The sequence below is a fragment of the Magnetococcales bacterium genome, assembly GCA_015231925.1.
GTDB lineage: Bacteria > Pseudomonadota > Magnetococcia > Magnetococcales > JADGAQ01 > JADGAQ01.
Genome location: JADGAQ010000350.1, coordinates 1 through 2,160, shown reverse-complemented (window position 1 = coordinate 2,160; position 2,160 = coordinate 1). Strand labels below are relative to the sequence as shown.

The 2,160-nt window shown below is 52.8% G+C and carries 2 protein-coding genes; both read right to left on the bottom strand.

The annotated features are described in order from the left end of the window. The coding region (locus tag HQL56_19715) for a hypothetical protein (protein MBF0311745.1) at positions 1-296 on the bottom strand (296 nt) is incomplete at its 3' end. Positions 297-892: 596 nt separating this feature from the next. After that, a partial coding sequence (locus tag HQL56_19710; protein ID MBF0311744.1) for a DUF2778 domain-containing protein occupies positions 893-2,160 on the bottom strand: 1,268 nt, incomplete at its 5' end.

Sequence of the window (2,160 nt, the reverse complement as noted above, 5' to 3'; positions counted from 1 at the left end):
GGGGTTCGCTTGGCCTGGGCGAAGGCTTGCCCGACGCCGTCCAGGGCGGGGGGTTCGATGTTGTACTTCCGCTCCGTCTCGATGTGCTTTTTGTTTTCGTCGGCCCAGCGGGCGGTGCCCGTGTGGTCGTCGTTGTCCCGGTGCAACTTGTGCATTTCGAAGGCGAGTTCCGCCGGGGTGTTGGAGCGCTCCTTGAGGGTGTCGAAGTGTTTCACCGCCTCCTGGTGAGCCTTGGACTGTTTCACCAACTTCGGGTCGGGTTCGGCACCGTAAGGCTTGTTGGTGTCGGCTTCCACCTGACGGAAGTATTCGGCGCTGACCGGATTACCTTTTTCTTTCAGGTCGTCCGCCAGTTTGGGGAAGGAAAGATCCTCGTCTAAGATGTCAACTGCATGGAAGGCTAAATATGTCCTGATAGAATTTTATATCGATCTTATCGCACGGACCAAACATATAATCGAATATCAATTTTGAAATCCTATTCAGCCCAGTATTAAAAAGGAGAGCCGATGTTGCAATTAAGAAGGTATTCCTCCATATATTTCGCTCAATTCTACCTGCAATTATCAATATAGCTGAAAGCTCGAACATTAATATTATAGATCCAATAAAATAATGCCTCGGAGTTTTATATAACCACCTGCTAGGATCGCCATTAAAATAGCATTCATATGGGTAATACATCCAACTTGATTCAAACTGATAGAGCTCATATATCATAAGAAAAAGGAACATGGTATGCAAGCCAAACAGTAGATAGTATAGAATATTCCATGATTGCTTTCTGATGTTGAAGTTACGTACTCCCTGAAAATTCATGATGCTCACCTCATGAGAATAAAAGAGCAAGGCGTGGGGACGATGGTATGCGCCACGCCTTGCTCGGATGGAGTTACGGGTAGAACACCTCAAGGTCGAGGTCTTTCTTGTGGTCTTTAAACCACTTGGAGAAGGACTCCATTTCGTCAGTCAAATCGATACACCCCGCTGAACCGGGTTCAGAGCCCCCATGGATCGTGAATTTCGTGCGTCCATGCATCTCATTCTCCAAAGAGGGTTTCAACCAGACCCGATGTTCACCCCAAGTTGGAACTCCTCCAGGAAAATTTCCTTGTCCTACTTTTCCGATCAGCCTGTCAAGTCCTCCGATGGATTGATGTTGACCCTGCGCCACACTATATCGTCCTTGGGGGATCGGTCCTTTGTTAACGACGGACTGGTGCTCCTTGCTTTGAAAACCCTTCTCTCCCGAAACTCCCGACCAGACCTTATCGATCCGCCCATCCTTCCAGTATGAGAGAAACTGGCCGTCATAGATCAACTTTTCGCCAGATTCCCTCATATTTTTAGGAATGTGCTCCCAGTTCGTTGGGGGCTGGGGTTTGACGTACTTTTCCTTCGGAGGAACGGGGGGAGGAGGCTGATTACCACCGGTCGGATTGATGGTTCCGCTTCCGGCCTCAAAACGTTGTTGCCCTCCGAAATAGTCCGTTCTTCCTTGAGACGGTTCCAACCTGGAACCTTGAGCGGATGGCTGGGAACGGACGCCAACGCCTGGATGTGCCTCTTCGCTCGGCTGGGTTGAGCCTCCAGGGGCATTGTTGGAATGGCCCCGATTTTCCTCCGCCTCCGCAGATTCGGGCCGAAGGGAGACGCCGATAGCGGATGCGGGCAATACGCGTGTTACGGCCTGACTGGCGGTGGATTTGAGGAGTTGAGCGGCCCGCTGGGCTGCCGGAACGACGGGCAGGAGCCTTCCGGTGAGTTCGCCCGCCTTGTACTCTGGGGAGTTGGGGTTGAAATCTCCCTGGATGCCCAGCGCTTGCCGCACGTATTTTGTTCCGCCGAGGGAGACGCCATCCCCGAAGCCGATGGCAACCTCCCCCATATTGGGACCACGGGCGGGTTGCACCGCTTCCCGGGTTCCTCCCTGCCCAGATTCGCCGCCCTTCGGATCGCCCCCTTGGGGAATCAAAGGTTTGGCGACACCCGAATGAGCCTCTCCCCTGGGTTCGCTGGCGGGAGCGCCGTCATGCGTATCATCACCCGATGAGGCTTGCTTTTCAAGCGTTTTATTCACTCCTTCCGCTTCGTTTTCCAGCTTGACGCCAAACTGCTGGGCGTAGCGTTTGCGGAAGGCGGTATTCCCCTTGTCGTTGT